This is a genomic window from Rhizobium sp. CC1099 (assembly GCF_029714385.1).
Taxonomy (GTDB): domain Bacteria; phylum Pseudomonadota; class Alphaproteobacteria; order Rhizobiales; family Rhizobiaceae; genus Rhizobium.
Window position 1 is genome coordinate 2,250,851 of record NZ_CP121642.1, and the last position, 25,790, is coordinate 2,276,640.

General features: G+C 58.8%; 22 protein-coding genes and 6 pseudogenes. 17 read left to right on the top strand and 11 right to left on the bottom strand.

The genetic code is table 11. The features are described from left to right. Positions 1 to 43: 43 nt before the first annotated feature. Positions 44 to 211, top strand: a complete 168-nt coding sequence (locus QA644_RS32060; protein ID WP_239602767.1) for a hypothetical protein — start codon at positions 44 to 46, stop codon at positions 209 to 211. Positions 212 to 312: 101 nt separating this feature from the next. On the opposite strand, the pseudogene QA644_RS32065 reads toward QA644_RS32060, so the two are convergent. Next, positions 313 to 658, bottom strand: a pseudogene (locus tag QA644_RS32065) (DUF1612 domain-containing protein); the annotation flags it as partial. A 131-nt stretch (positions 659 to 789) separates the two neighbouring features. Between QA644_RS32065 and QA644_RS32070 the strand changes: the two are divergent. Then, positions 790 to 1,095: a hypothetical protein gene (locus QA644_RS32070; RefSeq protein ID WP_239602765.1), complete on the top strand. Its 306-nt coding sequence runs from the start codon at positions 790 to 792 to the stop codon at positions 1,093 to 1,095. Positions 1,096 to 1,218: 123 nt separating this feature from the next. Here QA644_RS32070 and QA644_RS32075 read toward each other — a convergent pair whose 3' ends face one another. Next, positions 1,219 to 1,470 (bottom strand): hypothetical protein, encoded by a 252-nt coding sequence (locus QA644_RS32075; protein WP_283073075.1) that lies wholly within the window; start codon positions 1,468 to 1,470, stop codon positions 1,219 to 1,221. A gap of 543 nt (positions 1,471 to 2,013) precedes the next feature. Here QA644_RS32075 and QA644_RS32080 point away from each other — a divergent pair. Both QA644_RS32080 and QA644_RS32085 read left to right on the top strand, forming a co-directional pair. Further along, positions 2,014 to 2,981, top strand: a pseudogene (locus QA644_RS32080) (EamA family transporter). Between the two features lie 134 nt (positions 2,982 to 3,115). Further along, positions 3,116 to 3,676: pseudogene (locus QA644_RS32085) on the top strand (AAA family ATPase); the annotation flags it as partial. A gap of 224 nt (positions 3,677 to 3,900) precedes the next feature. On the opposite strand, the gene QA644_RS32090 reads toward QA644_RS32085, so the two are convergent. Next, a complete protein-coding gene (locus QA644_RS32090; protein WP_239602753.1) occupies positions 3,901 to 4,044 on the bottom strand; it encodes a hypothetical protein in 144 nt (47 codons plus the stop codon). 54 nt (positions 4,045 to 4,098) lie between these two features. Between QA644_RS32090 and QA644_RS32095 the strand changes: the two genes are divergently transcribed. From QA644_RS32095 to QA644_RS32145, 11 genes and pseudogenes are all read left to right on the top strand, one after another. Further along, the gene (locus QA644_RS32095) at positions 4,099 to 4,692 is read left to right on the top strand and encodes a DUF6088 family protein (protein ID WP_283073076.1); all 594 of its coding nucleotides are present in this window, start codon (positions 4,099 to 4,101) and stop codon (positions 4,690 to 4,692) included. Then, positions 4,685 to 5,698, top strand: coding sequence for a nucleotidyl transferase AbiEii/AbiGii toxin family protein (locus QA644_RS32100; RefSeq protein WP_283073077.1), 1,014 nt, complete (start codon positions 4,685 to 4,687; stop codon positions 5,696 to 5,698). The genes QA644_RS32095 and QA644_RS32100 overlap by 8 nt, the downstream gene beginning before the upstream one ends. Positions 5,699 to 5,723: 25 nt before the next feature. Next, positions 5,724 to 5,915, top strand: coding sequence for a hypothetical protein (locus tag QA644_RS32105; RefSeq protein WP_283073078.1), 192 nt, complete (start codon positions 5,724 to 5,726; stop codon positions 5,913 to 5,915). A gap of 228 nt (positions 5,916 to 6,143) precedes the next feature. Further along, positions 6,144 to 6,674 (top strand): annotated as a pseudogene (locus tag QA644_RS32110) (substrate-binding domain-containing protein); the annotation flags it as partial. Between the two features lie 353 nt (positions 6,675 to 7,027). After that, the gene (locus tag QA644_RS32115) at positions 7,028 to 8,983 is read left to right on the top strand and encodes an SARP family transcriptional regulator (protein ID WP_283073079.1); all 1,956 of its coding nucleotides are present in this window, start codon (positions 7,028 to 7,030) and stop codon (positions 8,981 to 8,983) included. A 40-nt stretch (positions 8,984 to 9,023) separates the two neighbouring features. Further along, on the top strand, positions 9,024 to 10,055 hold the full coding sequence (locus QA644_RS32120; protein WP_283073080.1) for a phosphatase PAP2 family protein: 1,032 nt from the start codon (positions 9,024 to 9,026) through the stop codon (positions 10,053 to 10,055). A 31-nt stretch (positions 10,056 to 10,086) separates the two neighbouring features. Beyond that, complete coding sequence (locus tag QA644_RS32125; protein WP_283073081.1) at positions 10,087 to 11,781, top strand: S8 family serine peptidase; 1,695 nt, start codon at positions 10,087 to 10,089, stop codon at positions 11,779 to 11,781. A gap of 104 nt (positions 11,782 to 11,885) precedes the next feature. Then, the gene (locus QA644_RS32130; protein WP_349254131.1) at positions 11,886 to 13,469 is read left to right on the top strand and encodes an HEXXH motif-containing putative peptide modification protein; all 1,584 of its coding nucleotides are present in this window, start codon (positions 11,886 to 11,888) and stop codon (positions 13,467 to 13,469) included. Beyond that, the gene (locus QA644_RS32135; RefSeq protein ID WP_283073083.1) at positions 13,469 to 14,446 is read left to right on the top strand and encodes a ThiF family adenylyltransferase; all 978 of its coding nucleotides are present in this window, start codon (positions 13,469 to 13,471) and stop codon (positions 14,444 to 14,446) included. Before QA644_RS32130 ends, QA644_RS32135 begins: the two co-directional genes overlap by 1 nt. 70 nt (positions 14,447 to 14,516) lie before the next feature. After that, positions 14,517 to 14,801 carry a hypothetical protein gene (locus QA644_RS32140; RefSeq protein ID WP_349254148.1) on the top strand — a complete coding sequence of 95 codons (285 nt, stop codon included), beginning with the start codon at positions 14,517 to 14,519 and terminating at the stop codon, positions 14,799 to 14,801. Between the two features lie 75 nt (positions 14,802 to 14,876). Continuing rightward, positions 14,877 to 15,173: pseudogene (locus QA644_RS32145) on the top strand (DUF982 domain-containing protein); the annotation flags it as partial. Positions 15,174 to 15,695: 522 nt separating this feature from the next. Here the strand turns inward: QA644_RS32145 and QA644_RS35285 are convergent. Both QA644_RS35285 and QA644_RS32155 read right to left on the bottom strand, forming a co-directional pair. After that, a complete protein-coding gene (locus QA644_RS35285; protein ID WP_349254132.1) occupies positions 15,696 to 15,971 on the bottom strand; it encodes a hypothetical protein in 276 nt (91 codons plus the stop codon). A gap of 196 nt (positions 15,972 to 16,167) precedes the next feature. Then, positions 16,168 to 16,488: pseudogene (locus QA644_RS32155) on the bottom strand (DUF6088 family protein); the annotation flags it as partial. A 138-nt stretch (positions 16,489 to 16,626) separates the two neighbouring features. Between QA644_RS32155 and QA644_RS32160 the strand changes: the two are divergent. Then, a complete protein-coding gene (locus tag QA644_RS32160) occupies positions 16,627 to 17,532 on the top strand; it encodes an EamA family transporter (protein WP_283073086.1) in 906 nt (301 codons plus the stop codon). 573 nt (positions 17,533 to 18,105) lie between these two features. On the opposite strand, the gene QA644_RS32165 is transcribed toward QA644_RS32160, so the two are convergent. Next, a complete protein-coding gene (locus tag QA644_RS32165; RefSeq protein ID WP_349254133.1) occupies positions 18,106 to 18,918 on the bottom strand; it encodes a HEPN domain-containing protein in 813 nt (270 codons plus the stop codon). Between the two features lie 579 nt (positions 18,919 to 19,497). On the opposite strand from QA644_RS32165, the gene QA644_RS32170 reads away from it, so the two are divergent. Then, positions 19,498 to 20,496, top strand: a complete 999-nt coding sequence (locus tag QA644_RS32170) for a substrate-binding domain-containing protein (RefSeq protein ID WP_239602735.1) — start codon at positions 19,498 to 19,500, stop codon at positions 20,494 to 20,496. A gap of 46 nt (positions 20,497 to 20,542) precedes the next feature. On the opposite strand, the gene QA644_RS32175 is transcribed toward QA644_RS32170, so the two are convergent. From QA644_RS32175 to QA644_RS32195, 5 genes are read right to left on the bottom strand one after another with little or no spacing between them, the layout of a single operon-like run. Then, complete coding sequence (locus tag QA644_RS32175; protein ID WP_283073087.1) at positions 20,543 to 21,808, bottom strand: ABC transporter substrate-binding protein; 1,266 nt, start codon at positions 21,806 to 21,808, stop codon at positions 20,543 to 20,545. A gap of 26 nt (positions 21,809 to 21,834) precedes the next feature. Beyond that, on the bottom strand, positions 21,835 to 22,671 hold the full coding sequence (locus tag QA644_RS32180) for a carbohydrate ABC transporter permease (RefSeq protein ID WP_283073088.1): 837 nt from the start codon (positions 22,669 to 22,671) through the stop codon (positions 21,835 to 21,837). Beyond that, positions 22,668 to 23,591, bottom strand: a complete 924-nt coding sequence (locus QA644_RS32185; RefSeq protein ID WP_074072790.1) for a sugar ABC transporter permease — start codon at positions 23,589 to 23,591, stop codon at positions 22,668 to 22,670. Before QA644_RS32185 ends, QA644_RS32180 begins: the two co-directional genes overlap by 4 nt. Beyond that, the gene (locus QA644_RS32190; RefSeq protein WP_283073089.1) at positions 23,584 to 24,747 is read right to left on the bottom strand and encodes an ABC transporter ATP-binding protein; all 1,164 of its coding nucleotides are present in this window, start codon (positions 24,745 to 24,747) and stop codon (positions 23,584 to 23,586) included. Before QA644_RS32190 ends, QA644_RS32185 begins: the two co-directional genes overlap by 8 nt. Beyond that, positions 24,744 to 25,574 carry a metallophosphoesterase gene (locus QA644_RS32195; RefSeq protein ID WP_283073090.1) on the bottom strand — a complete coding sequence of 277 codons (831 nt, stop codon included), beginning with the start codon at positions 25,572 to 25,574 and terminating at the stop codon, positions 24,744 to 24,746. The genes QA644_RS32190 and QA644_RS32195 overlap by 4 nt, the downstream gene beginning before the upstream one ends. Between the last annotated feature and the right edge of the window lie 216 nt (positions 25,575 to 25,790).

Genomic DNA, 25,790 nt, shown 5'->3' on the forward strand with positions numbered 1-25,790 from the left:
AGATCCTGGGTGGCTTGCGCTTCCTGGACGGGAAGCGCCGTCAATGCTGGTGAAGTCTTTAGCGATCGGCGACACACTCATTGCTGGCGTGTCCTCTGATGATCTATCGAAAGTGATTTGCCGCTGCGCCAGAACGATTGCTGCCGCTGTAGAGCAATTGCTGCTGATGCATCGCATGCCGCGATCGCCCGGGGTTTCGCCGGTCAGTTGAATGCGGCCGCGAGAGAACCGTCCGGCAATGATCCTCAAGGACATCCTGGCCTTCGGGATCGTCCTTTACGTGGTTCTCGACCGCTTCGACCTTAGGGTCGCCAGGGTTCGCTCCATCATCTGCCGGGCCAGCGCCAGCCGGTCGTGCTCCTTCAGGCCGATTTCCGCGGCCGCGGTCAGACCTCTGAGCGATCGCGAGTAGCCGGGTTTCGCGATCGCGATGCCGGCGCCGATCGACGGGAATGGATTTCGGGCCAAGATTGACGGCGAGGAGATGGGTCGCGGTGGTCAGGCCCGCCTGGCGCAGGGACGCGGCCGCCAGAAGCCGGCCGAGCCAGGGCGCGTGCTGCAGCACGCCCAGCTCGTTCCAGGCATCGAGGGCGACGATGACCTGCAGCACCGGTGGCAGATTTTCCGCCTGCCGCCGCACGGCACGCCATTCCTCGAGCGACCAGGAGGCATTCGTTGTCCCGCCGGTTTCCAGCGGAATACACAGGATGGGTTGTGCAAAAGTGTGAGTTGACCGTTTTCGATGGCGAGGCGACACTTGCAGCCCGCAGCAAGGCAGGAGGAAAAACGATGGATGAGCCAGACCGCTGGCGCCACATGGCCAGCGCGCCGAAAGACGGCAGTCGGATCCTCGTCACGATCCACCCGTCCGAACAGGGGCCGGCAGAAGTTGACCTCGCGTATTGGTCGAATGGCGATCAGTTCGGTGCAGAAGGCTGGCGTGCTTCCGATTCCTCGCCCGGCCGCATCATCGAATACGCCGAGCCGGAATTGAAGTGCTGGATGCCGATGCCTTCGGCCAATCTCAATCGCACCTCGATGCCCTCACCCTGGGAGGGCGACGACGCCCTGCAACTCGACGGGTCAGGGATTTGAGAACTCGATACCGGGAGCGACACTATCGGCTAGGCCTCGAGCGTACTTGGCTCCGGAGTATTGGCACGCGCAATATAGAAGAGGAAAGTCATCGATCGAGCGGCGGGTGGTATCGGAAACGACTCAGATAATCGTGATTCCCGCGCGCTTACCATAGCCTCTCAGCTCCAGAAGAAGATTGGGGTTTGTGGCAATATCGATACAATCCAAAACATCGAAGTCGCTCTCTCGGACACGATCTCCAAAAAGGATGAGGCAGCCCGCTGAATCGCATTGGCTGGACGTCCAAATAGAGCCTTTGATTTCGGGAAATGCCGTATGCAGAGCCTGCGCCCACAGCACAGTTTTTAGATAGCTCGACTTTGGTGTTTCCATCAAATTCGTGCGGGCAATGTTCCAGGCTTTGAGGTCCGGCGAATAGTTTTGCGACAGCGAGGTCTATGTTTGGCGCGTTTGTTTTCGATGTAATCATCCAGCGAAGGCATCCGACAATCATACGCAAAAACAAACACAAATATAGGGTTTTGCATATGATTGGCGACAAATCGTCGCCACGAAGCTGGAGCTTGACCACGTAACTTTCTGCCGTTCGATGATCTTTGTAAGAAGGATCGAGGTCAGTAATCTTGGCGCGCGCAGCACGGCCATTCTTTGAAAGGATCCGTCGACTCTCCCCCCAGAGGGTTTGCTGGCTTTCAAAGATTCCGACCTGATATCGAGCTGTGAATGACGCATTAAAGGCAGGTAGCGTGAGAGGAAACCGCCGCCGATCCGCCGGCTTGAGTAGCTTAGGTCCCCTTTTGCTGCCTGCTTGGTGTCCTTCGCCAGTCCTTCATAGTTCGGCCTTGGTCGAAGCAATGTCAGGCCAATCCACGATAAAGCAGAGGAGTTTTAAAACCACTCGAACGCGAGACGACCATGACAACACAAAAAACGGATATGAGAATAGAGCTCGCGCTTCTTCTCGCGCTCGCGACGCTTTGGGGCGCGTCCTACACGTTCATCAAGATCGGCGTGGAAACGATCCCCCGGTGACGCTGATCGCCGCCCGCACCTTGATGGCCGGCGCGATCCTTCTTGGCGTTATCAGGTCACGCGGATTGGTCTTGCCAAAGGACCTCGCGACATGGCGGCGTTTCCTGTTTCAAGCCTGCCTCAACAGCGTGATTCCATTTACATTGATCGCCTGGGCGGAACGCACCGTGGATGCCGGGCTTGCTGCGATTCTGAATTCGACGACGCCGATCTTCGCGTTCCTTTTGACGGTCCTTATCACGCGCCATGAACCAGTGACTGGCCGCAAGCTGTTCGGCGTTGCAGCCGGCATTACCGGCACCTGCCTCATCATCGGCATCGAGGCATTTCATGGGCTCGGCGATGAACTGCCGGCGCAGCTTGCCATTGTGGCCGCCACCGTCTGCTACGCTGGAGCCGCTATCTTCGGCCGGGGTTTCAAAGGGCTTGATCCAATCATGCCCGCAGCGGGATCACTCATCTGCGGTGCGGTCATCCTCATTCCCGTCAGCCTTGTCTTTGATCAGCCGTGGACATTGATGCCCTCTTCGGCATCGATCCTGGCATTGCTCGGTCTCTCGGTGTTTTCGACCGCCCTCGCGTTCGTCATCTATTTCCGGCTCGTTCACACACTCGGCTCGGTCGGTACGACTGCCCAGGCCTACCTCCGGGTTCCGATCGGCGTGGGGATCGGAGTCCTGTTTCTCGGTGAAACCATGACCTCAACCGCGTGGGCGGGGTTCGCTTGCGTCATTGCCGGAGTGGCCGCGATGACCATTCCCGCTCGCAAGCCAGCGCTGGCCGGTTTAGATCAGACAGGATGCCACGGTTTCACAAAGCTCACCGGAGCTATACGAACCCGTCATCCTTGAATCCTGGAACGCAGGAGGGATGCACCTCACCCGTCTGGTTAACCTTGCAATTGTGGATCATACCTCCATAATTGCGCGGATGACGGAAAACAGCAGAGCTCGTCGAGCTCCTCAATAACAATCCAGCGGTCGCCTTGCTCGGGCCTCGACAGGTGGGGAAAACCACCCTCGCATTGGAGGTCGGCGAGCAACGGCCGTCTATCTATCTCGATCTGGAATCCGACGCGGATCGTGCCAAACTCGCCGAGCCGGAACTTTATCTTACCGGACATGAGGACAAACTCGTTATCCTCGACGAGGTCCGTCGCGTCCCGGACCTGTTCCAGAACCTTCGCGGCCTGATCGACCGAGGGCGACGGAAGGGACTGCGCAGCGGCCGTTTCCTGTTGCTTGGCTCGGCCTCCATGGATCTCCTGAAACAGTCTGGCGAGAGCCTGGCCGGTCGGATCGCTTATCTGGAACTCGCACCGATCGACGGCTTCGAGGTCGAAGCCGGCGAACTCAACAGGCTTTGGGTTAGAGGAGGGTTCCCCGACAGCCTTCTGGCGGCGAACGACACCGTAAGCCAACGCTGGCGTATCGATTTCATCCGGACTTATCTCGAGCGTGACATCCCTCTTCTGGGTCCGGGGATCCCAGCCGAAACGCTACGCCGCTTCTGGACGATGCTCGCTCATCACCAATCAGGCCTCCTCAAGCATATCTCCGTCCTGTGCACGCCTCCGAAGATCCAGAAGCGGATAGAACGACATCGAAAGATGCCCGGTACTAGTATGCCGTGGCGCATCTTCCATTGTGATCATCAGAAGATCAGTGTCCGATCGGGCATCCCGATCGCCTCTCGCATGACTGCCAAAAAAGGAAAACCGCTGTCACAGGCATAGCGTCTGCCGGACTCGAATGGATAGTTGGTAGGTCATCAAGGATTGCTCGCCTTCCGGACCCGATCTTCGTCGGCGAGGGCGACATCGACGCCGCCCGCGAGATCGTGGAGAAGGTCGAGGACGCGGAGCTTTTCCTGTACCCGGGCGATCGGCACTACTTCGCCGACAGCTTGATACACCTTCACTTGCAGACTGTCAGAAAACTGCTTATATTTCTGACAGGAGAAAGACCTATGCAACGACTGACATCTCAAATCCTCGCCTATGCCGCACAACTGTCAGAAGGCACTGCGCTATCTGCAAAGAGCCTGCTGCATCTCGGAAACCGGGCGGCAGTGGATCAGGCTCTGTCGCGGCTGCATGGGCGTGGAGAACTGATCAGGGTTGGGCGTGGTGTCTATATGAAAGCTATCAAAAGCCGGTTCGGAAGTAGGCCGCCGACGGTCGAGCAGGCCGTCGAGGCGGTCGCGCATCAACGCGGCGAGATTATAGTTTCAAACGGGGCGGCCGCCGCTAACTCCCTTGGGCTCACAACACAAGTTCCGGTTCGCTCAATCTATCTGACCTCTGGCCGCAGCCGGATGATGAGTGTCGGCAGCCAGAAGGTCGAACTCAAGCACGTGCCTCGTTGGCAGTTGTCGCTGGCTACCCGGCCGGCCGGCGTCGCCGTACGCGCGCTCGCCTGGCTGGGGCCGGAGAGAGCGGAAGAGGCCCTGACGAGCATCAAGCGAAAACTGCCGCCTGAGGCGTTCAACGAGCTTGTCGCTGCAGCTCCCCAGTTTCCGACCTGGCTCGCAAGAAGCGTTGGAAAGGCAGCGCATGGCTGATCATTTCCTCCGGCTTTCAAACGATGACAAGCGTGAGGTTTTGGCCATTGCGTCAGATCGGTCGAGGCGTCCAGTTCACCTGCTTGAAAAAGATGTCTGGGTCGTATGGGCACTTCGAACGCTTTATGCAACGGCACTCGGCGAGAGCCTCCTATTCAAGGGCGGGACCTCACTATCAAAGGCCTACGGCGCCATCCGACGATTCTCGGAAGACGTCGACCTCACGTACGACATTCGCGCGCTCGCCCCTGATCTTGTAGGTGATACCGACGAGGCGCTCCCGAAGACGCGTAGCGAGGAGAAGCGCTGGTCGAGCGAAGTAAGGAAGAGGCTGCCGATCTGGGTGACCGAGACGGTTAGCCCCATCATCACTGAAACAATCAAGCAGCAGTCACTTCCTGCTGAGATCCGTATCGATGCCGATAAGCTTTACATCGACTACCATGCCATGAGCTCTGGATCTGGATATGCTGCGCCAAGCGTGATGTTGGAATTCGGAGCTCGGTCGACCGGAGAGCCGGCAAGTCTTCGAGACGTCGCCTGTGATGCAGACGGTCTCGTTGACGGTGTCGAGTTTCCGACCGCAAGGCCGAAAGTGATGCATGCTGAACGTACCTTCTGGGAAAAGGCAACTGCGATCCATGTCTTTTGCCTACAGGAGCGGCTTCGGGGCGATCGATTTTCGCGCCACTGGCATGATGTCGTCCGCCTCGACGACATTGGTCTGGCGGCCAGCGCAATCTCCGACCGTGAACTCGCCAATGCAGTCGCGAAGCACAAGTCGATGTTTTTCGCTGAGAAAGCCGCCGACAGATCGCCGATTGCTTACGACGAAGCGGTAAACGGCAAGTTGCTCCTGACCCCCAAGGGCGAGGGACAGAAGGCCCTCAAGGAAGACTACTCCAGGATGGTGGACGACGGTCTTCTTCTCGATGACGCCGAGCCATTTGACGAGTTGCTCGAACGATGTGCACGGATCTCTGAAAAGGCGAACTCGGCGGCTTGAGAGGTTAGTTGGCAGGACCCGTCGAATGGCAAAGCGCAACATGTCGAGAGAAGAACTCCTCACATTGGTGTGGGAGCGCCCGACCAGCGAGATTGCGGTCGAACTCGGCATCTCCGATGTCGCAGTCGGCAAGCTTTGCCAGAAATTGCAGGTTCCAAAGCCACCCCGGGGTTATTGGGCCTGGGTGGAAGCCGGTCAAACGCCTCGGCGCGCCTAGCTTTAAAGGCCTTTCGGGAGGAATTGGAGGCAAAACGCCGAAGCACCATACAGGCGCGCACCGCCGGACATTGCACTGAACTTCAATCGAAATTCCTAGCAGCCGCGCTCGACGTGCTCCGTGGTCGCGGCATCGGACACCATCGCTTCGACGTAAGGGCGCATGACCGACCAGATCCGCGCTTTGCGTGCGTAACGCCAGAGTTGATCCGGTTTACATCTGCGACTGACGAGTGCCGCCCTTCTGCCGTCCCTGCCGCCGACGGTTTTCCTCAACAACATGCCGACGCAGCGATTTCCCGCTGCGGTCACGGCCGACAACCGCAGCGCTGGACGCGAACTTACCGACTTTCTGATCGCTATGGGACACCGACACATCCTTTTCGTATCGGGAAATTTCGTCGCCTCCAATAGAGCTAGATCCCGCTATGCCGGTCATGTCGACGCCATGCATGAAAGGGGCCTTACGCCGCTGGATGCGGTCGAGATCCCGTTTGTCAGCGGTTATGAGGAGCTCGATCTCCGCGAGGCGATGACCACGTTTTCGCCGACGGCGATCATCGCCTCCAACGATCTTCTTGCCTTCGGCGTTATCGGCGCGCTCAGGCGCGAGGGCTTCTCGGTGCCCCGGCACGTTTCCGTCGCCGGCTTCGACGGTATCGCGATCGGCCGGCTGATGGACCCGCCGCTGACGACGATCGAGATGCCCGATGCCAGCATGGGAGCGACGGCGGCCTCGCTGCTCCTCGATATCTCGAAGAGAATTCTTAGCTTCGTTATTCAACCTGCTCCTTCGCCTCGGCGATTTGCGATACGGTCGTCGCCTGTTCCGACGTGATGGATGCAGATTGGCCCAGCAGGTCGCGCAGGAGTTCTGTGTAGTCCGATCGATTTGATCAGCCCTCGCTCTACCAGAGACTGCTTGCGCTGGAGCTCGTCTTTTACGACGTCCGCCCGCTTTTGAATGGCAGCCTTGTGTTCCCCCAAGCCGTGACGAATCTCGTCAAGCTCTTCGAGGCGTTGCTCAAGGATAAATAACATTGCTTTGACGCTGCTTTGACGGCAGGGCGCTACGACCGGTTTACGAAGTTACACAGAGGGTTTCAGCCGGTTATGCTTCAGTTTAATTATCACCAAAGCCTCGATCTTCCTTTCGGAATCCCGATTTCCCTTCCCGGTTGCTTGCCAGCCGCCGCAGGTATGGCAGACTGGTCTCCAGATGCCAGGTCTTCGGCCTGCCAGACGAGCGCATCGGAGGCAACGGGGGCGGGGCCGGTGGATCGCATGAACAAGGAGCAAAATCCGTTTCGGATGTTCCTGCTCGGGCCTTTTGCCCTTGTGGACGCTGAAGGGCGATTGGTCACTCCGAAATCCAAAAAAGCCCAGGCTCTTTTGGCGATGCTTGCATTGTCCGCCCGGGGCTCGCGCTCGAGAATCTGGCTTAGGGACAAATTGTGGAGCGACCGCTCTGACGACCAGGCGGCAGCTAGTCTGCGCCAGGCCCTTTTGGACGTTCATAAGACTCTGGGGCCTGCACGTGATCTATTGATTGCTGATAAGAATACCGTTTGGCTGGATATGGACCGACTCGTGCTTGATACCGAGCTGGTGGTTCGGACAAAGCGGTCCGCGGATCAAATCACCGACGAATTGCTCGAAGGTATAGACATCCGCGATCCAGAATTCGAGGACTGGTTAACGCTGGAACGGCAGAACTGGTATAGCCGGCTCAATCAAGGACAAGTCCACGATGTCTTCGAGCCGCGACAGCAGCCGAGCCGCGATATCGCCAAACGTTCCGCCCTGCTACCTTTGACAGGCGCCCCGGATGTGCCAAGACGAGGCAAATCCGTGGAAATCGCCAGCAGCAACCCATATCGGCGGCCGGCCGACGGTGATTGGCAATGGATCATGGTCCTTCAGCCCCCTATCGTGATGGGTGCTGGAGAGGGCGGACAAATTGCTACGACACGGTTCCAGAATCTCATTGCAAAAGCCATCATCGATGGGCTGGCCATTGGCGTCAGCGACCTCTCCTTCACCTTGCCAGATATTGAAGAGAGCGAACAGCAGATCAGCCTTCCGATATGCCTACAGCTTCGCCTCACGTTTGACGGCGACATGGTGATGATCGAACTGGTGATGAAGCACCTGATCAACAACCGTATTCATTGGCTGGGCAGTCAGGCAATCAACCGCATGCAGTTCGAGCGGGCCGAGTTCGGCACCGCCGCTGCGCTAATCAGCCAGGCCGTCGATCAGCTGGCCTATTTCCAGGAGACCCAGGCAAACGACAGTCGATTGTCGCAAGACGGCCTCCTGATCGACGCCGTCAATGCGATCTTTCGGCTGTCGCGCGGCGATCTAGATAACGCGGAGCGGCGCCTGGAAGAACAGATCCAGTATCAGCCGCGGTCATCGACTTTTGCCTGGCTGTCATTCATCCGGACTTTCCAGGTTGGCCAACGTTTCAACGCGCTTGACGCGCATCTGATCGAGGAAGCTCAGGCCTATGCGCGCAAAGCGCTGGAACTCGATCCGCAGAATTCCGTATCGCTCGCGCTCGTCGGCCACGTACATTCGTTCCTGTTCTGCGAATATGACTATGCGGCCAACCTGTTTGAAAAATCGATCCGCCTGAACCCGGCCCTGCCGCTCAGCTGGGATCTCTATGCGATGCTTCATTGCTATGCAGGCCAGCCCGACAAGGCCGTGGCCATGGCGCGTTGGGTACAAGAGCTCGGCGTCTACAGCCCGCATAAGTATTACTTCGACACGACCAAATGCATTGCAGCAGCGCTTGCAGGCGATCATGCCGCAGCCATAGCTGCAGGCGAAGAAGCCCTGCGGGCACGGCCGAACTTCAACAGCTTGCTACGCTATCTTGCCTCCAGCCATGCTCATTTCGACGATCTAGGCGGCGCGCGCCATTACCTGCAGCGTCTTGAGGCGGTCGAGGGCAGCTTCTCCATCAATGCCTTTCGCGGCAGCGGCTATCCGCTGCTCAATACAGGCGGCGGCCAGATCTTGATCGACGGCCTGCTCAAGGCGGGCGCCAAGCTGCGCTGAACCCGGACAATTTTTCAGAACTTCGCGCAAGGAGGCTGCAATGGAAGAAGCGGACACTACTGTGGAATCGCAATCAAAAATCGTTTTATTTCTAAACACTTATAAATTCAGGATTGAGCCGGATACGGTTCTTCCATGCGAACCCAGGGACGATGCCGGGGCTGATCCTCTCGCCGGTGCATCGCCGGTTGCGCCTGATGCAGTCTCCGAACCTGCGCTTTTCGTCGGCACGGATGAAGATGCATCGCTCCTGGCTGGGCCTATGATGGCGACGATGACCGTAGCCTCGGTCCTCAACAAGAGCGTGGCGAATAAGTCGGTGCTCAACAAGGCGTCGCTGAACAAAAACAAGAACAAAAATAAGAATAAAAACAAGAACAAGACGACGATGGACGGTGCCAGCCTTGGCGTGTCGCAGCTTATCCCTTCCTTCGAGCTGCGCAGGCTGCACCAGCAGCCGTCACGCAACGCCTATACCGCGGCGCGGCGCTTCACCTGGGAAACGCTGGATATACTGCCGCCACCAGGCCCCGATTATACCCGTCTCGAAACGACGGTGCTGCTCTCCATGCAACGCCGCGACCGAGAACGTGCGCGGCGCCTGCCCGACATCCAGATCGAGTCGACGATCTCCGTGACGGAATTCACCCGCGCATTGCATATCGAGGATCTCGGCGGTTTCGAGCAGACGGAAGGACTTTTCCAGGCGATCCTGACGGCCTGCGAATATGTAGGACTGATCTACAAGAGTCAGTTCAACCGGCTGCGGCCAAACCAGTTCGAGCCCATGCTGCGGCCGTTGCTGGCCGTGCCCGTCCACGAGTCCTATCCCAGCAACCACTCGTTCCAGTGCTTTTCGATCGCCTTCGCATTCTCGACGATCCTGCCGGAACATCCGGCCACCGACGAGCTAGCCCGCATCGCCCAGAACGTCGCCGAGAACCGTGAATGGGCTGGCCTCCACTATCCCAGCGACACGCAGGCGGGGCGAGATCTCGCCCGACGCTTCGCTCCCTACCTCCACGACGCGTTCGGTCCTCTATTCCAGGCCGTACACGACGAATGGGTCTGAATTCGCCCGCTGCACAACAGGGATCATGAACATGACGGATCAATCACAAATGCCTGAGCCCGCGCCGATCAACTACTATTATCTCTGGCACCTGACTGCGCTTGGTGTGGTCGACGCGGAATACGGATCGGCTCCGCCTGCTCCACCCGCGCTCGATGCGAGCGCCGCACGCGCGCTCCCCGATCCCCTCATCACCGGCACGGTCTGGGATGCCATCGCTTCCGCCGGCCCGTTGCGACCCGCGCGGGTCGCGCTGATCGATGTCGGCGTATCTTCGGACCATCCCAATCTGGCAACCCGGCTTGACCGGGAAGCGTCAATCGATTTGACGACCCATCGTTACGGCGCGCGCGTGCTCGAAATACTCGATACGACTACGTCGTTTGACCGCGAGGAAAGACATGCCTTCTTTGCCGGGCTCAACATCGCTCCGCTCGGCAATATCGGCCTTTCGAATGACGACCGGGACTATCTCAGTGACCTGGTTGCCGAATACGCCACGTCGGAGGGTGTTCTCCGGCGGCTCTACAATCCGGAATCGCTTTTTGCATCGCATGGTACGTGCTGCGCAGGGCTGATCGTCGGCGAACCCGCCGTTGTTGCGGAAGAAGGCACAGCAAGCGCTCCGCCGGAGGGAGCCTTCTACGGCAATGGTGACGAGTCGCGTACGAGCGGTAATCGCAATGTCATCCCCTATTTCGGCGTTGACCCTTTTTCAAGGATCATCTCTATCAGGACGTCCTTCGAAGACGATGTCAGGCAGTTCATCGCTGCCTTTCTTTATGCCTATCATCAAAAGGCGGACGTGATCGTCTTGCCGCGTGGTCTGCCGGACCCAAAACGCAGCGTCGTTGATCCGAAGAATGAGCTGAAGGCCGACTTGGAACTATGGAAAAACCAGGATGCCGCCAATCTCTTCACGCGCATTGCCTTCGCCGACCAGGGTGGGCCTGAACTGGAGCCGAAGGCTGCACAGAAAGGCTCCAATCCGGATCGCCCGTGGCATATCCTCAAACAGCTCATCCTCGCCATCAGTCGGCACATTCCGATCGTTTGCGCCGCGGGAAACAGTGGCGAAAGCCAGCTGATCTATCCGGCAAGTCTTGCCGCCGACGACAACGGCATCATCGCCGTCGGGGCCGTTACCGTCGAAGGTTTCCGTTCGGGCTACAGCAATTACGGCGAAGGATTGACGGTTGTCTCCCCCTCCGACGACGGTGAGGTCTTCAACCGGCATCAGTTGCGCCTCGACCGGCTTTCACCATTTGCCGCACAGCACGACTACAGTGCTTTTCGAATGCGGGAATACTACTATTCGCACTTCTCGCTGCTGACGACGGACCTGTCGGGGAGTTTCGGCTATGATCACGGCTCCGATCAATGGTCGGCGATCGTGCCGTTCGGAACCAATCCCGGCATCGGTGGAGGATACTACACCACCTTCGGGGGCACCTCCGGCGCGTCGGCGCAGGTGGGCGGGCTATGCGCCCTGATTCAGCGGGCCTACAAGAGCCGCCACAATCCCGGTGACCGCCTCTCGGGTCCTCATGTCAAGTCCATTCTGAAAGCCGCGTCCCGCCTGGACGCCATTGTCGCACCCGGAACGAGGAAACTGACGGCGGATTGCATGAATGCAGAAAGCGAGGACGCTCTCGACGCAGCCTATTTCTTCGGGTCAGGGCTGCCGAATGCGCGGGCGGCGATACAGGCGGCTCTGGCGATCTGACCGCTGCGCATGCGTTTTCCAAAATTCTAAGCCTCCTCGATCGAGGAGGCTTTTTCTTTGTTAACGTCATTTTTACGGATTTTTAACGCGGAACTGGCGGGCGAATGACGCCCTTGGGGAATAGTGCCTCTCAACCGACGACGCGCAACGTTCCGATGCCGGACGAAGCCGTCCCGAACTCGGGCATTTTCGCCCGAGATGCAACCTTGATCCGTCCGAAGACTAACCCACGGAGGCTGCCGATGTCCGCGTCCCGTATACAAGAATTGGCAGATGAGGCGCGTCTCCTGCTCAAGCGCAATCCCCTGATGGCAAGTACCGTCTCCCTGCAGCGCGTGGCAACTCGCAACCTTTTGAAGCGACGCTTCCAGTATGGCCGCACGCTTGCGGCGGCTTCGAAGCTCGCCGATTGTTCGGTCGGGATAGAGGCGCTGGCAGGTCATTTCCCCGATCTTGCAGATGGCGGATACACTCGTCTGCTGGAGCTTCCGCCAGCGGTTGCCGGACCGGTCGGTGCCGACCCCTACCGTTCATCCGCGCTTGCAGCCTGGATGGGTGGGCTCGCGCGCAGTCTGGAATGGCAGGCAGCCCGCCCCGATGTGCAAGTCGTCAGCGGTTATCTGCAGCCGGATCTGATCGCATCGGATCTTGAACTCGAACGTCAGCCGGCGTGCCGGCTCTCTTGCGGCATCGGCCTCGTCCGCATCGAAGGCCCGGCGCGAAGCCCTATCATGCAAGCCCTCCTCCGCCAATGCATGCCGGACTATCCCGGGCCCGACCGCCCCATCACGGACGATGCGGAATTGGATCGCATCGCCGACCATCTGGAGAAGGCCTTCGCATTAATCGCGGAATTGGACGAGTGCGGCTATCAGCGTCTGATCGCCGGCCTGCACACGCTTCACGTTGGCGTGCGGCGCGAACTGCAGTGTTCCTTTTCGAGTTCGAACGAATTGCCGGGTAGCGCGCTCATCGCTCTTTCCAGAGAGAGATTGCGCGACGGCGATCATGCCGCGACAGCGGCCCAACTGCTTCACGAGGCGGGAAATATCCTGCTTGGGTTTTATACGACCTCGGCGGCGGCATCCCTGCCTGGGGAGTTCCAATATGTCTCCCCATACAAGAACGACCTACAGACGCTCGAGAGCATCCTGCATACGGCCTACGCCATTCCCTGGGAGTGCGCCATGCGTATGGCATGCCTATCCACCGAGGCGGATCCTGAGCGCCGCGCCCGGAAAACGGCATTCATAATCGCCTATGCCGCGCGGCAAGTCCCGCTCATCGACATCGCTCGGAAAGGAATCGAACGTCTCGGCGGCGATGTCCTCCTCGACCTCCCAGACATCGCCGCCATTCCTTCCTGGAGTGGCCGGATCCTGGACCTCGTAGGCCAGTTGCTTGCCGAAGAGCCTGTCGCGCACCGCCAGGCCCATCTTGCCGAGCGCCAGCGAGTTCTCGATCGCCAAGCCTGGGATATCGGACAGATGCTCCTGCGCGGCAAGGAGCCGGTCGATCCTCGGATGGGCCGGCGAGAGATCGATGACAGCGGCGACAATATCAGCCTCTGGTACGACGGAAAATTCCACGTGATCCCGAAGGCCGCCGACCATGCGGTGGGCAAGGATTACGGTCGCTACGCCGCGGCGAGCCGCGGAATCGCGCCCAGCGAAATGGAGGCGATGTGATGATCAATTATCGGTCTAGACGATTGTCAGCGGCAGTCCGTGCGCCCGTCGACTTCCCGAACTTCTTCGCCCACAGCCTTGGGTGGGGCGGCAGGGGGGCTCTGTTCACCGGCAATAGTACCGATGCTGTCGAGGAACAGAGCCCCACTGTTACTGGGCCTGCGTTCGGCGGCGCGTTTGAGGGTTCCAATATGCCGGCTGAGGACGAATATGTCTCCGCCGCAATCGATCACGACGACGCCTTCCTGACGCCTCTATGCCATCGGCAACGCGGCTTCGCAGGGTCTCGCGAAATCGACTTCGTCATCATAGGATGCGGCGGCCTGGGCTCGCAGATTGCCATCCAGCTTGCGGCCCTCGGCGCGCGCCATTTCCTTCTCGTGGATGCCGATCGTATCGACGAGAACAACTTGAACCATCTCCCATGGGCGAGCGAAGCTGATCTCGGCTGCCTGAAGACGGACAAGCTGGCGACCTATCTGGCCGCGTGTTTCTCGGCCAATGTCTTCGCGCTGCCGGAATTTGCGGAAGGGGCCGCAGCGCTCCGATTAATCGCAGATTACGCCCACAATCCGTTCGTCGTTCTTGCCGGCGACGATTCTCATCCGGCCCAAGAGTTCCTGACGGCCTGCCACGCATCGAAAGCCGGCCTGCCGCCCCATCTGCATGTCGGCCGCTCCGGGGCCAATTGCATGGCAGGTCCCTCGGTCGCAGTGCATGAGGACGCATGTCCCGTCTGCCATTGCGCCGCCCAGGTCGAAACCGACGACAGCTTTCTCGCCCCACCGGCCGCTGCCGACAACGCATTTATCGCTAGCCTTGCCGTGTCGCAGATCGCCGAAGAGTGCCTTTCGAAGCACTCCGCATCACGGGGACGCCAATGGATATTGGACCTCAAAAGCAATCAGGCCGAGTTCCGTTGTCTTTCCAAACAGCTTGAATGTGCGGGCCTGTTTCGCCGCTACGAGAGGCGCTGATATGGATCATATCGAAATCGCTGATGCCATCTATCCGGCTGCGACAAATTCGGAGCCGCGGTCGTCCGCGCTGTGCTCAGTCATCGGCTATGCCGGTGCAACTGGCGGAAAGAACGATGAGCTGACCATATCCGAAGCTCTTCGTGATCCACTGATCGCCATGGTGATGCGCGCCGATGGCGTGACCTCCGAAGAATTCAAGCGAGTTCTTCAGACGGCAGCCCGTGAGATGGAAACTAAACTGGCCTACCCTATCAGAGGAGATGGGAAGGAACAGGCAATGAGGACGCCCACGCCTTCCCACCAATGGGAGGACACGCGACATTTTTGTCGAAACGACGCGGAAGATGGTTGACGAGCATGTGTAGTCAATCCCGGTTCGAACCATAGCACGGGATTCACATTGGCTGTCCGACGGAGTTCAGGGGCAATGAAATTCGATATGTTGAGAAGGTTCCCAACGATAATTCTTGCTTTCGCGGAAGGCAAAGATCGCAAGGTGATCCGTACCGCACGCGAGGCTGCCCAACTGTTGCTGAAGGAATGGCCCACCGACGATGGTGAGGAATTCTTCACGGCGGTGAGAACCTGTTTGGAGGTCCTTACCGGAAAAACCGAACCCGAGAACTTGCACGAGGCGATCGTCCGCGCCGCATATGAAGCGGGTATCGCGGCGATCACGACTGATCACCGCCTGGGTATCCTCAGGATCTATCCAGTCAGCGAGGTCGGCCGCGCACGCGCTCATCGCAATCCCGCTCCCATCGAACCGCTTCGCCTATCGCCATCAGTGCGCCGACGGCGGCAGCGAAAATGGTCGGGGCGATCCAAAAAGGCATTGATCGGAAACGCATCGGGGCGTTTCGAATGAAGGCGAAACTACCCCGCCTGTTGGGCAAGTTGGGTTTCAAATTCCGCTGGCGAACGATAGCCGAGGGCAGAGTACAGCCGCTTGTAGACCTCTTCGATAAACTTGGGCAATCGCTCGGCCACGTCCCCAAAGGTTCGTAGCCAGTAGACGCTGGAGGAAATAGCGAAGTCGTTTTCCCTTCGAACCTCCGTTCACTGCATATTTCGGGCCGTCGATGTTGACCTTGATCTCTGAGGCCAAGAAGTCGGAAAAGCTCGTGTCAGAGAAGTCCAGTACGAAACCCTGCCCCCCGGATGAAGTCGACGAGATCATCTACGAGGCGCAGATCGATGGACCGTATCGAGCTAATAAACCTTCCCTCCAGAATGCAGCATTGAGTTAGCTATTAATTGTTTCTTGGAGCTTTTTGATTTTGGCAAGTATGTCTTCGAAAGAGAGTGGCTTTTCATCAAACATCATTGGCGCCATGGCACGATAGTCGCCGCGCAAATCTTTGATACGGGAACCGCTTGGCATCAATCTCAGTGTACCGGGCCTTGCCGTATCGTAGCTGGCCCAACTGGACCAGAAGAAGGTCGCCTTGTGCTTTGCCACGGTTATCAAAAGGTCGAAATCGCTGGCCGCGGCTTTACCCTCCTCGGTGTCGAGGAGCATCGCGACGTCATAATAGTGGCGTGAGAATACTGCGGCGTGGCCGTCTCCGAGGGACGGTGCGCCTCGGCGTATCCTTTTCCTGCAGGCCGGTCCAGCAGACCCAGAAGTCTTTTTCGATGATCGTGTTGGCGACCCTCGAACAGCGCCTGTTTCGCCAAAGAGGGCAGCTCGATCATCAATCGGAAGAAGAGCTACACTATCCATCGATTTCACCCGACGCTGCGTTGGCGATCGATACGAGCGTCGGCCTCATCCAGGCGGGGGCCTGGACCGCAGAGGAAGCGAGCGTCTTCTTGTCACTTGCCGACAAACGACGCGCTGCGATCTGTGCAACGTCGCCGGCACGCATCGCTCCCACATGGCGAAGCGCTTGCACGACCGTGCCAGCCGCACTGCCAGGAGCGATCAAATGCTTGGGCGAGGCATGTCGCAGATCGACTACGCGCTTGCCCAAGACGACACGGCGGGAGGGACCATCGGTGAGATAGGTGTTCTTTGCCGGAACCTGCGTGGTCAGATGCAATATTCGACACCGGCCCAAGGATAGACTGCCTGATGTCCTTCGTCCTTCATAGTTCGGCCTTGGTCGAAGCAATGTCAGGCCAATCCACGATAAAGCAGAGGAGTTTTAAAACCACTCGAACGCGAGACGATCATGACAACACAAAAAACGGATATGAGAATAGAACTCGCGCTCCTTCTCGCGCTCGCGACGCTTTGGGGCGCGTCCTACACGTTCATCAAGATCGGCGTGGAAACGATCCCCCCGGTGACGCTGATCGCCGCCCGCACCTTGATGGCCGGCGCGATCCTTCTTGGCGTTATCAGGTCGCGCGGATTGGCCTTGCCAAGGGATCTCGCGACATGGCGGCGTTTCCTGTTTCAAGCCTGCCTAAACAGCGTGATTCCATTTACATTGATCGCCTGGGCGGAACGCACCGTGGATGCCGGGCTTGCTGCGATTCTGAATTCCACGACGCCGATCTTCGCGTTCCTTTTGACGGTCCTTATCACGCGCCACGAACCAGTGACTGGCCGCAAGCTGTTCGGCGTTGCAGCCGGCATTACCGGCACCTGCCTCATCATCGGCATCGAGGCATTTCATGGGCTCGGCGATGAACTGCCGGCGCAGCTTGCCATTGTGGCCGCCACCGTCTGCTACGCTGGAGCCGCTATCTTCGGCCGGGGTTTCAAAGGGCTTGACCCAATCATGCCCGCAGCGGGATCACTCATCTGCGGTGCGGTCATCCTCATTCCCGTCAGCCTTGTCTTTGATCAGCCGTGGACACTGATGCCCACTTCGGCATCGATCCTGGCATTGCTCGGTCTCTCGGTGTTTTCGACCGCCCTCGCGTTCGTCATCTATTTCCGGCTCGTTCACACACTCGGCTCGGTCGGTACGACTGCCCAGGCCTACCTCCGGGTTCCGATCGGCGTGGGGATCGGAGTCCTGTTTCTCGGTGAAACCATGACCTCAACCGCGTGGGCGGGGCTCGCTTGCGTCATTGCCGGCGTGGCCGCGATGACCATTCCCGCTCGCAAGCCAGCGCTGGCCGGTTGAGATCAGACAACATCCGGAGGGCTTCGAGCGGGAATACGCTGACCAATATTTTGATACAAACTTTGGTCAGCAGCGACGCAGACCTTGTTACTGACCAATATTTCTAAATAATTTTCGGTCAGAAAGCAGGTCCGCGTCGAAATAGCCTCGCCAAGTGATCGATGCCGAGCACCAAAGGGACTTATCGCGACCTGCCGAGATGACATTCGTTGCATCGCAAGATTCGGTAAAGAGATTGAAAGCGTTGCCATAGCTCGCCTCGTTATTGACCTCGGCCCAAAGCCCGTAGAGGCCCTTATGCCGCGATACGAATGGAGCGATATCCGACCTCGATGCCCGCTATCTCGGGCGCATATTGACCGGCCAGTATTTTGCCGGCGGCTCCGACCACCACTGGACCGTAGTCCGTCCCCTCTTCGTTGAAGATCACCCAAACATTGTCGCGACCTGCTTTCCTAAGCGCCTCAATTAACCAGAAGCGAGGCTGCGAATCTTAAATGAAGTCCTGGCTTCCGTAAGTAGCGTTTATCGGAAGTGAGCGTTTGCCGCAGCACGTAAGATCGCTTCATTCCCTCAACTGGCATTTGCCAACTGAGAAATGTAATCGGCACATGCGGCGTCAATCGCGTCAATCAGCTTCTCGGAACGAGCAATAAGCCACGACAGCGCCTCTTCGCTTATTGTGTAGTGAGGCGAATACCGTGCTTTCACATAGGCCTCGTTGAGTATATTGAACCAGGCGACGTACCGGCTTCGGTCGCGTGGCCAAGCCTCCGAAAGATGTTGCATTCTATCTTCCGCAAGTTGGCGCAGGAGCGAAAGATTGTGTGACGACGGGCTGTAATTTGTTAGCACCAAGAGGAGGCCCGAATAGGTTTGCTCTAACGCCTGATGCAGCAAGAACGCCGATTGCCTGAAGTTTCGCTCCGATTCATAAAACTTGGCACCCTTCAAAAACACTCGTCCATCGGAGAGTCTTTCATTGTAGTATGATCGAGCAATTTCATAGGCTGCTTCACGACTAAGGATTTTGGCTTCTGGGAGAGGCTGATCATCTGCTTCATAAAGGATGACGCCGTCGCGGCTTATGTCCGAGAAGAAGTAGCGGCCTTGATGAAGCGCGTCACCGACTTCGCGGCGGGAATGGATGATCGGATTGACCAAGGTCTTGATACCGCGGTCGCGCATCAACCGGTCCTTGGCAGCATACCAGTATTCGGGATCGGTCAGCTTCTTCGTGTTGACGATGATGAGAATATCGTAATCGGACCTATAACCCTTCATCGTATGCGGTTCATCGACCCAGGTCCCGCGGGCGTAGGAGCCAAAGAGGATGATCTTCCAGATGCGGGCCTTCTTCTTGAACTCCGCCTCCCCTCCCTTCAACGCGTTCTCGAATTCCTCGTGAATGATCTCGACAACACGCGCCAGTTCGCGCTGCTTCCTTTCCGGCAGATGATCGAGGCTCGACTTCATCAAGGGCAAAACTCCCACTGAATCACTATCTTAGCGCATGCGCTTGCCTGCGCGCCACCGCAATTTCTTAAGGGTAACAGGATCAGTTCGGTCCCGACGGGCTGGTCGATAAGAATGTCCTTGTAGATTGACGACATCGCCGTGGCTCGCGGTGTTTTCTTGATTTGTGAGCTAATAAACTACGGCACCTTGTGGTCGATCTCGCTCGCCGACAGAGGCTTTCCGCGCTCGCATGCTGCAGCATTCTGGAAGGCAAGTCTTCTGGCGAGACCGAACAAGCGCTTGTCATGAGTCGACTTGATGGGATGCTCTACATCATTGGCATGGCTGCGAACTGACCGTTTCAACATTTTTAGTCAACAGCATCAGAGGCTGCCAAGGAACCGGACGTTGTCAGCGCAACCATGCGATTCGCATAGCGCATCAGAAGCGGATTTTATGGTACTGGTGGCGCGCGATTTTCGATGACGTCATATTGCGGAGCATTTCATGACCACGCTGCAACAGGTGGCTTTTCGCGCGGGGTGTTCGCTTGCAACCGCCAGCCGGGTCTTAAACCGCAATGGTCCCGTCAGCGACGGAATGGTGCGCAAGGTACGCCGGGCAGCAGCCGAACTCGGCTATCGGCCAGCGGGACTTGCCGCTGGGAAGCTTGGGCGACGCCCGGTTGTCGGCGTCCTTATACCGAGCATAACCAATCCGGTTTTTGCCTCATCGCTTTCCAGCATTCAAAATCGCATGCTGGTCGCCGGTCACGGCGTTGTAATCGCCCAGTCCAATTATGATCCTGGGCGCGAGGCTGACGCCGTTGCATCACTCCTGAACGACCGTCCAACTGGCCTGATCCTTACCGTTTGCGATCCGCTGACGAGTGCAGCCCTCCTGCCGTCCCTGCCGCCGACGGTTCTCCTCAACAACATGCCGACGCAGCGATTTCCCGCTGCGGTCACGGCCGACAACCGCCGCGCCGGACGCGAACTTACCGACTTTCTGATCGCTATGGGACACCGACACATCCTCTTCGTTTCGGGAAATTTCGTCGCCTCCGACAGAGCTAGATCCCGCTATGCCGGTCATGTCGACGCCATGCATGAAAGGGGCCTTACGCCGCTGGATGCGGTCGAGATCCCGTTTGTCAGCGGTTATGAGGAGCTCGATCTCCGCGAGGCGATGACCACGTTTTCGCCGACAGCGATCATCGCCTCCAACGATCTTCTTGCCTTCGGCGTTATCGGCGCGCTCAGGCGCGAGGGCTTCTCGGTGCCCCGGCACGTTTCCGTCGCCGGCTTCGACGGTATCGCGATCGGCCGGCTGATGGACCCGCCGCTGACGACGATCGAGATGCCCGATGCCAGCATGGGAGCGACGGCGGCCTCGCTGCTCCTCGATATCGCCGAGAACGCCGCCCCTGCCCGCCATCTCGATGTTGCCTATACGCTGCGCAAAGGCGGAACGGTGCGCGATCTCACTCAAGATCCGACATGGTAAAGCCGCCGAATGTGAGATGCGGCGGCTTCGTGCTGAGGCGAACGGCTCAGCTGCGCGGCAGCATGCCCTGAACGTTGTCGGCTGCGTCGTCGAGCGCTTCCTTCGGCTCGGCAGAGCCGTCGACGATGCGCGAAAGGTTGTCGACGATCGTCTGCGTGACCTTCACGCCGTTGCTGCCCGGGAAGGCATACCAAGGCACCATCACCGGCATCTGGCTCAAGCCCGCCTGGAAGAGCTGGTTCTGCTTATAGAAATCGCCGAGATATTCGGCCGACTTGGCGGCAAGTTCGTTGTTCGGAACATAACCCGTACCTGGAACGACGACAGAAGCGCCATAGGGGCCGGCAGCGAACTTGGCGAACTTCCAGGCGGCGTCCTGCTTTGCTTCATCCTGCGTCAGGATGACGACGGCGTTGCCGCCCGTCGGCAGGCGCCCGTTGACCGGATCGATCAGCGGGATCTTGGCCGTGCGCAGATCGAACTTGTTGCCGACATTCTTGATCGTGTTGCGCAACGCGCCGGTCGTCTGGAATTCAAAACCGACCTTGCCGGCGGCAAAGGCCTGTTCACCGGCAGCCTTGGTGAAGACAGGCATGCCGCCCTCAGTGACCATGCGGTGCAGGGTCTCGACGGCCTTCTGACCTTCCGGGCCATTGAACGCAACCTTGCTCTCGTCCTCGTTCAGCATCTTGCCGCCGGCGCCGAAAAGCAGAGCCGAAAACATCCAGTCGTCGCCCTGCCAGCGGAAATCGATGCCGTCAACGCCGTTGCCGAGCGCCTTGATCTTGCCGCCAAGCGCAATGACCTCGTCCCAGGTCTTCGGCGGATTGTCCGGATCGCCGCCGGCTGCCTTCACGAGATCGGCATTGTAGTACATGATCGGGTTGGAGGTCGCAAAGGCGAGACCGACCTGCTTGCCGTTGACTTGCGCAAGCTTCAGGATCGTGTCGGAGAAACCCTGCTCGGCCATGTTCCCGTCCTTTTGGACGAGCGGGCTCAGATTAAGACCGACGTTGCGCTCGTTTAGCATGCGCAGGCGATTGAGGCCGACGAATGTGACGTCGGGCAATTCGCTGGTGCCGACCTGGCGAAGGATCGTTTGGATACCTTCTTCATAAGTCGCAGACGGGCTTGCGAACTGGATCTTGATATCCGGATTTTCTTCCATGAACTTCTTCGAGATCGTGTCCATCACGTCCTTGAAGAAGCCGGGCATGGGGTAGTGAACCGTCAGCGCTGTTTCGGCACGAGCCGGAAGCGAAATTGCCATCGATACAGCCGCTGCGGCGAGAAGCTTGGTGATATGTTTCATCGCTCGTTCTCCTTTGTTAGAACCGGTCAGCCTTTAAGACCGGTCATGGTGATGCCCTCGACGAAACGTTTCTGCGCCAGCAGGAAGACGGCAACGAGGGGAAGGGTAATGGTCAGCGTTGCCGCCATCAGCGCGCCGTAGTCGTCGCCAGCTTCGGCGGCGCGGAAATACATCAGACCGAGCGGCGGCGTCGCATAATCCTGCCTGCTGATGACGACCAGCGGCCAATAAAGATCGTTCCAGTGGGCGACGACCGAAAAGATCGCAAACGCGGTCACTGCAGGCCAGGCGTTGGGAACAATGACGCGGGCGACGATACCGAGTTCCGACATGCCGTCGAGCCGGGCGGCATGGATGAGATCATCCGGCATGGCGCGAAAGAACTGCAGAAACATGAAGATCGCGAAAACCGAAATCGTAAAGGGAGCGACAAGGGCGGCATAGCTGTTGAGCAGCGAAGCGCGGTCGAAGGCCACATAAAGCGGCAAGGCGGTTGCGTGAATCGGCACCAGAAGGCCGAGCATGACCAAGACCATCATCATTCGTGCGGCGCGGAAGCGCAGCTTCGCCATAGCATAGGCGCAGGGGATCGCGACGAGCACCTGGAAGAAGAAGATCAGCCCGCAGACGACGATCCCGTTCCACAGCAGCCTCCCCATCGGCACGCGGCCCAGCGCCTTGGTGAAGTTCTGCACATAGTTGAAGTGCTCGGGGATCAGCGACAGAGAAGAGGTGAAAATATCGCTCTGCGCCTTGCCGGCGGTCGAGATCATGAAGACGTAGGGCGCCAAAAACACAATGGCGCCAAGGCAAAGCAGTGCCAGACGGATAAGTCTGACGAGGGGAAAGGCGCTCGTCGTCATGTGTAGTGGACCCGGCGATCAAGAAGGCGGTACTGCAGGAACATCAGCACGACGAGGATTGCGAGAAAGACGACCGTCATCGCCGAGGCATAGCCGACCCGCAGGTAGACGAAGCCTTCCTGGTAGATGGTGAAGAGCAGCACCTCCGAGGCTTTGTTCGGACCACCCTCGGTCAGCGTCTTGACAGTCTCGAAGACCTTAACGGCGTTGGTGATGCTGATGGTGATGACAAAGAGCGTCGTCGGGCCGAGCATCGGCCAGGTGACCAGGAAGAAACGATCGACTGCGGATCTGGCGCCGTCCACTTCGGCTGCGGCATAAAGCTCACGCGGGATCGCCGTCAGGCCAGCGAGGAAGAGCACCATATTGAAGCCCGCCGATTGCCAGACGCCGATGATCGACAGGCTGTAAAGCACCGTGCCGGAGCTGCCGAGCCAGTTCGGGCCGGAAAGGCCGACAAGCGAAAGCAGCGCGTTGAGCGGACCGATGGTCGGATGGAACATATACTGCCAGACGGTCGCCATGGCGACGATCAGCGAGGCGACAGGCAGGAAATATGCGGTGCGAAAGAAACTGCGCGCCGTGGTCTCGCTTTCGATCAGCATCGCAATGCCGAGCCCGAGGCAGATCGAGACCGGCGCGACGATTGCCGTGTAGACCGCCGTGTTCCACAGCGACCTGCGAAAGGTGCGATCGGTGATCAGGTCAGCGTAGTTTTCCAAACCGACGAAACGGAACGTTCCATAGCCGAGCTCGAAGTCGGTGAAGCCGAGGATGATGACGGCAACGACCGGAAGAAGCACGAAGAGGAAAAGCAACACGATCGCCGGCAGCGCCAGCATCCAGGCAATGCGGGCTTCGCTCAGCCGATGCGCTGCGGCCGGATCTCGCGGCATGGCCATGGACGTGACGCTAGCCATGCGCCTTCTCCCGTGTGGCATCCGCAGCAGCAACGACACTGCGCAGGCGCAGGCCGTCTTCGGCAAAGACCATGGCCCGTTCGCATGAGAGCTGAAGGCCGACGGGAGCGCCGGCTGAAAGACCGGCGGCCCGCGCAGGCGAAAGCTTGACGATCATTGTCTCGCCGATCGCATCCAGCCGGCAATAGATAATGACCTCTGATCCCAGGAATTCGATCCGCTCGATGCACGCGGGAAGTCCGTCATGCCTGCTCTCGGCAAGGTGAACGAATTCTGGGCGAATGGCGATGGTGACCGAAGCTTTCGACTGCGCCATGGTCTTAAGCGCCAGGCGAATTCCGCCAAAGGCGACGATACCGCCTTCAGCAACAGCCGGCAGCAGGTTGATGCGCGGCTGGCCTATGAAGCGGGCAACCTCGATATGCGCTGGGTCATCGTAGATTACTTGCGGACTCGCGAGCTGCAGTAGATTGCCGCCGATCATCACGGCGAGGCGGTCCGCCATTGAGAGAGCCTCCGCCTGGTCGTGCGTGACATAGACGGTGGGTACGCCGGCGCGGCGATGCAGCTCGACGATTTCGCCGCGCGCATGGACGCGCAAGTTGGCGTCAAGGTTGGAAAGCGGCTCGTCCATCAGGAAAACGTTTGGTTGGCGTACCATGGCGCGGGCAAGGGCCACGCGTTGGCGCTGGCCGCCGGACATCTGGCCAGGCTTGCGGTCCAGCAAATGGTCGATCTTCAACGATTTCGCCATCTCCTTGACGTCACGCTCAATGCTTGCACGGATCGTGCGCTGGCCGGGCGTCAGCGGCCCCATGAATGGCAGGCGCTGCATTCTTGAGAGCCGGCGCATTGCAAGCGGCACGGCGATGTTTTGCGATGCCGTCAGGTGCGGGTAGAGCGCGTAGGATTGAAAGACCATCGCGATATTGCGGTCGGCCGCTGCCATCGCCGACACGTCGCGCCCGCCGATCGCAATTTCGCCCTCGTCGGCATGGTCGAGACCGGCAAGGATACGCAGCAAGGTGCTCTTGCCGCAGCCTGAAGGACCGACAAGCGCGATGAACTCGCCGGGCTGCGCATCGAGGCTCACGCCCTTGAGGATTTTGCTGCCGCCGAAGGACTTCGTGATACCGCGAAGCGAAAGCGCGCTCATTCGGCCGGCTCCTGCGCCTTTGCCGCATGCGGATAGACCTCGTGCACGACGTCGTCGAGCACATGCGCCGTCATGCCGGGAACCGCGACGGTGTGGCTTTCGGCATCATCGCCAAATTCGTGGACAACGGCACCGATCAGGCGCTTGCCCGGCATTTCACGCTCCATCTTGTCGATGATGAAGGCGGCCGACGGTCCCCATGTCAGCGCTGTCTGTTCGAAGCGTCCCTGCCAGGCCCAGTGCAGATGGCCGCTGGCAAAGAGCGCGACGTCATGTGCGGCGATCAGGTCGTAAAGCCGGCGGCGCTGGGCTGGCCTGACGCTCCAGTAACCGGTATCGCCTTCATCCGGCTCGTCGACGAAAAGCGGCTTGTGCGCAAAAAGCGCAACGCGGCGGCCGCCCCGGTCTTCCAAAGCCTTGCGGAGCCATTCGAATTGCGCTTCCTCCTCGTCATCCTCATGGCCGAGCAGCTGCGAATTGAGGCCGACGAAGCGCCAGGAACCTGCGTCTTCCAGCCATCGATCCTCACCGGCCAGCCGCCGCCAGCGCTGAAGCCGCTCAGTATTGACCGGCTGACGCGAGCCTGGGAGATCGCCGACATCGTGGTTACCCGGAACGATGAGCATCGGGATGGAAGCCTGACGCATGAGGTCCATCGAAAAGATGATGTCCTCGCCCAGATCCGCGCCGTCGACACTGAGATCGCCGGTATGGATGATCAGATCGGCACCGGTTTTTTCGATCCATGTCAAAAGCGGCGCCCAATTACCGTTGAAATGCGGCTTGTTCGGGCTGAAATGCGTATCGGTGATCTGAATGATTTTCATGGGCGCGCCTCCGGGTCAGGGAAGCGTCAAAGGTCCCTTTGAACGAGCGGCGCTTCTTAGCGACCTCTCTAGAAGGCTCCCATGTCAAATAGGCAGCGGCGGTTTTCAGCTGTTTTCCAGTTTTGTCATAAATCCGTCATGAAGCATCATGTCTTCGCAGAGGCGGAAGTGAGACCCCGCAGACCCCGCACTGTTTCTGGCCCATCCCGCAGGGAC

Bases quoted from the DNA above. Each gene is read 5' to 3' on its own strand.
- QA644_RS32060 (WP_239602767.1), top strand. From the start codon at position 44: ATGCTGGTGAAGTCTTTAGCGATCGGCGACACACTCATTGCTGGCGTG.
- QA644_RS32070 (WP_239602765.1), top strand. From the start codon at position 790: ATGGATGAGCCAGACCGCTGGCGCCACATGGCCAGCGCGCCGAAAGAC.
- QA644_RS32075 (WP_283073075.1), bottom strand. From the start codon at position 1,470: ATGGAAACACCAAAGTCGAGCTATCTAAAAACTGTGCTGTGGGCGCAG.
- QA644_RS32095 (WP_283073076.1), top strand. From the start codon at position 4,099: ATGCAACGACTGACATCTCAAATCCTCGCCTATGCCGCACAACTGTCA.
- QA644_RS32100 (WP_283073077.1), top strand. From the start codon at position 4,685: ATGGCTGATCATTTCCTCCGGCTTTCAAACGATGACAAGCGTGAGGTT.
- QA644_RS32105 (WP_283073078.1), top strand. From the start codon at position 5,724: ATGGCAAAGCGCAACATGTCGAGAGAAGAACTCCTCACATTGGTGTGG.
- QA644_RS32115 (WP_283073079.1), top strand. From the start codon at position 7,028: ATGCTTCAGTTTAATTATCACCAAAGCCTCGATCTTCCTTTCGGAATC.
- QA644_RS32120 (WP_283073080.1), top strand. From the start codon at position 9,024: ATGGAAGAAGCGGACACTACTGTGGAATCGCAATCAAAAATCGTTTTA.
- QA644_RS32125 (WP_283073081.1), top strand. From the start codon at position 10,087: ATGACGGATCAATCACAAATGCCTGAGCCCGCGCCGATCAACTACTAT.
- QA644_RS32130 (WP_349254131.1), top strand. From the start codon at position 11,886: ATGACGCCCTTGGGGAATAGTGCCTCTCAACCGACGACGCGCAACGTT.
- QA644_RS32135 (WP_283073083.1), top strand. From the start codon at position 13,469: ATGATCAATTATCGGTCTAGACGATTGTCAGCGGCAGTCCGTGCGCCC.
- QA644_RS35285 (WP_349254132.1), bottom strand. From the start codon at position 15,971: ATGCTCCTCGACACCGAGGAGGGTAAAGCCGCGGCCAGCGATTTCGAC.
- QA644_RS32160 (WP_283073086.1), top strand. From the start codon at position 16,627: ATGACAACACAAAAAACGGATATGAGAATAGAACTCGCGCTCCTTCTC.
- QA644_RS32170 (WP_239602735.1), top strand. From the start codon at position 19,498: ATGACCACGCTGCAACAGGTGGCTTTTCGCGCGGGGTGTTCGCTTGCA.
- QA644_RS32175 (WP_283073087.1), bottom strand. From the start codon at position 21,808: ATGAAACATATCACCAAGCTTCTCGCCGCAGCGGCTGTATCGATGGCA.
- QA644_RS32180 (WP_283073088.1), bottom strand. From the start codon at position 22,671: ATGACGACGAGCGCCTTTCCCCTCGTCAGACTTATCCGTCTGGCACTG.
- QA644_RS32185 (WP_074072790.1), bottom strand. From the start codon at position 23,591: ATGGCTAGCGTCACGTCCATGGCCATGCCGCGAGATCCGGCCGCAGCG.
- QA644_RS32190 (WP_283073089.1), bottom strand. From the start codon at position 24,747: ATGAGCGCGCTTTCGCTTCGCGGTATCACGAAGTCCTTCGGCGGCAGC.
- QA644_RS32195 (WP_283073090.1), bottom strand. From the start codon at position 25,574: ATGAAAATCATTCAGATCACCGATACGCATTTCAGCCCGAACAAGCCG.